The organism is Sporacetigenium sp. TC11 (assembly GCF_058146105.1).
The window spans coordinates 1-1,385 of record NZ_JBYVNY010000025.1 but is presented as its reverse complement, the minus strand read 5'-3'; the positions used below and the strand labels follow the sequence as shown (position 1 = coordinate 1,385).

The 1,385-nt window shown below is 53.6% G+C and carries 14 tRNA genes and 1 rRNA gene; all 15 read right to left on the bottom strand.

Features of this window, described 5'->3' with window-relative positions:
- Positions 1 to 62 (bottom strand): 16S ribosomal RNA (locus tag ACUSRV_RS17000); the annotation flags it as partial.
- A 68-nt stretch (positions 63 to 130) separates the two neighbouring features.
- Positions 131 to 207, bottom strand: a tRNA-Met gene (locus tag ACUSRV_RS16995).
- 6 nt (positions 208 to 213) lie between these two features.
- Positions 214 to 289, bottom strand: a tRNA-Phe gene (locus tag ACUSRV_RS16990).
- A 3-nt stretch (positions 290 to 292) separates the two neighbouring features.
- Positions 293 to 369, bottom strand: a tRNA-Ile gene (locus ACUSRV_RS16985).
- Between the two features lie 23 nt (positions 370 to 392).
- A tRNA-Ile gene (locus ACUSRV_RS16980) sits at positions 393 to 469 on the bottom strand.
- A 5-nt stretch (positions 470 to 474) separates the two neighbouring features.
- Positions 475 to 551, bottom strand: a tRNA-Pro gene (locus tag ACUSRV_RS16975).
- A 22-nt stretch (positions 552 to 573) separates the two neighbouring features.
- Positions 574 to 649 (bottom strand) — tRNA-Trp (locus ACUSRV_RS16970).
- A gap of 4 nt (positions 650 to 653) precedes the next feature.
- Positions 654 to 730 (bottom strand) — tRNA-Ile (locus ACUSRV_RS16965).
- 5 nt (positions 731 to 735) lie between these two features.
- Positions 736 to 812: transfer RNA gene (locus ACUSRV_RS16960), tRNA-Pro, on the bottom strand.
- Positions 813 to 825: 13 nt separating this feature from the next.
- A tRNA-Ser gene (locus ACUSRV_RS16955) sits at positions 826 to 916 on the bottom strand.
- A 4-nt stretch (positions 917 to 920) separates the two neighbouring features.
- Positions 921 to 1,009: transfer RNA gene (locus ACUSRV_RS16950), tRNA-Ser, on the bottom strand.
- A 4-nt stretch (positions 1,010 to 1,013) separates the two neighbouring features.
- Positions 1,014 to 1,089: transfer RNA gene (locus ACUSRV_RS16945), tRNA-Lys, on the bottom strand.
- An 11-nt stretch (positions 1,090 to 1,100) separates the two neighbouring features.
- Positions 1,101 to 1,176: transfer RNA gene (locus tag ACUSRV_RS16940), tRNA-Gln, on the bottom strand.
- A gap of 3 nt (positions 1,177 to 1,179) precedes the next feature.
- Positions 1,180 to 1,256 (bottom strand) — tRNA-Arg (locus ACUSRV_RS16935).
- A 5-nt stretch (positions 1,257 to 1,261) separates the two neighbouring features.
- Positions 1,262 to 1,346 (bottom strand) — tRNA-Tyr (locus tag ACUSRV_RS16930).
- Positions 1,347 to 1,385: the final 39 nt, after the last annotated feature.

Here is a 1,385-nt window from a genome sequence, read left to right as displayed (position 1 = left end):
ACTTGCATGTGTTAGGCACGCCGCCAGCGTTCATCCTGAGCCAGGATCAAACTCTCATGATAAACTTGGCATTACTTTTAAATAAATGGTGTTTAATTGACCTACTGTTTAATTTTCAAAGTTCAATATATGGTAGCGGCAACAGGAGTCGAACCTGTGACCTTTCGGGTATGAACCGAACGCTCTAGCCAACTAAGCTATGCCGCCATATAATGGTGCCCAGAGGCGGAATCGAACCACCGACACGGGGATTTTCAGTCCCCTGCTCTACCGACTGAGCTATCTGGGCAAATGGTGGGCCTTCAGGGACTCGAACCCCAGACCTACCGGTTATGAGCCGGGCGCTCTAACCAACTGAGCTAAAGGCCCAAGTATAAATACTTGGTTGTATTTGGTGGGCCTAGCTGGACTCGAACCAGCGACCTCACGCTTATCAGGCGTGCGCTCTAACCACCTGAGCTATAGGCCCTTATTTGGTCGAGGTGGAGGGACTCGAACCCCCGGCCCCATGGTCCCAAACCACGTACGCTACCAAACTGCGCTACACCTCGACATTTACATTTATTTACTTTTTGGCAGGGGAGGAGGGACTCGAACCCCCGGCGCACGGTTTTGGAGACCGACGCTCTACCAACTGAGCTACACCCCTACTTTGGTGGGCCTTCAGGGACTCGAACCCCAGACCTACCGGTTATGAGCCGGGCGCTCTAACCAACTGAGCTAAAGGCCCACATATGGTCGAGGTGGAGGGACTCGAACCCCCGGCCCCATGGTCCCAAACCACGTACGCTACCAAACTGCGCTACACCTCGATATGTGGATAAATGGCGGAGAAGGAGGGATTTGAACCCTCGCGCCCCTTGCGAGACCTACTCCCTTAGCAGGGGAGCCTCTTCAGCCACTTGAGTACTTCTCCGTTTTGGCGGAGGGGGTGGGATTCGAACCCACGGCCCCTTGCGGAGTCACTGGTTTTCAAGACCAGCTCCTTAAACCACTCGGACACCCCTCCGTATTGGTGACCCATCCGCGACTCGAACGCGGGACACCCTGATTAAAAGTCAGGTGCTCTACCGACTGAGCTAATGGGTCTTATATTTTGTTGGCTGGGGATGCAGGACTCGAACCTACGCATACATGAGTCAAAGTCATGTGCCTTACCGACTTGGCGAATCCCCAATATGGTGAGCGCACAGGGATTCGAACCCCGGACACACGCCTTAGAAGGGCGTTGCTCTATCCAGCTGAGCTATGCACCCATATTTGGTGGAGGATGGTGGATTCGAACCACCGAAATCGTAGATAACAGATTTACAGTCTGCCCCCTTTGGCCGCTCGGGAAATCCTCCGTGTTTGGAGCTAGTGATAGGAATCGAACCTACAACCTG